This is a genomic window from Corallococcus exercitus, assembly GCF_003611585.1.
GTDB lineage: Bacteria > Myxococcota > Myxococcia > Myxococcales > Myxococcaceae > Corallococcus > Corallococcus exercitus.
In genome coordinates, this window is the sequence record NZ_RAVW01000875.1 from 1 (window position 1) to 538 (window position 538).

A 538-nucleotide genomic window follows, 5' to 3' on the forward strand; every position below is an offset into this window, starting at 1 on the left:
GGACAGGGAGGGACAGACGGCCGGGCGGGCCCAGGCACTTCCGGTGCTTTACGACTCGTAGAGGGAGACGTCGCACTGGGTGCTGACGAACTGGCACTGCAGCTCTTCCGCGGAGCCGTTGACGAAGAAGTAGAGCGTGTTGCCCGCGTCAGGGGAGGAGAGCGTGCAGTAGAAGTTCTGCTTGTTCTGCCAGATCTTCCCGTTGGCGTCCTCGAACTGGATCCACCAGTAGTCGTGGCCGATGGCGCCGGTCCAGAAGATGACCTGGAACGACGAGCTGGTCGCGTTCTCCGCCAGCGAGGCCCAGTTGTCCTGCTGCTGGTACTCGGGGTTGTTGCTGTAGCGGTGGCGCAGCGTCACGTTGGTGATGGGGGCGCCCCAGTGGTTGACGACCACGGCGTTGGCGGTCTGTTGCGTGGACTGCGGCGCGCCGACCTTCGCGGTGGTGCGCGTCTTGTCGGGGGAGAGGCGGGTGTCGAAGCCGGACAGCGGCTGACCATCGAGTCCGAGGCGGGCGGGGCTGCACATGGGGGTGTTC

Annotated in this window: 1 protein-coding gene; it reads right to left on the reverse strand. The window is 65.8% G+C overall.

Features of this window, described 5'->3' with window-relative positions:
* Positions 1-48: 48 nt before the first annotated feature.
* Positions 49-538: hypothetical protein (locus tag D7W79_RS44195; protein WP_158617198.1), on the reverse strand; the 490-nt coding region annotated here is incomplete at its 5' end.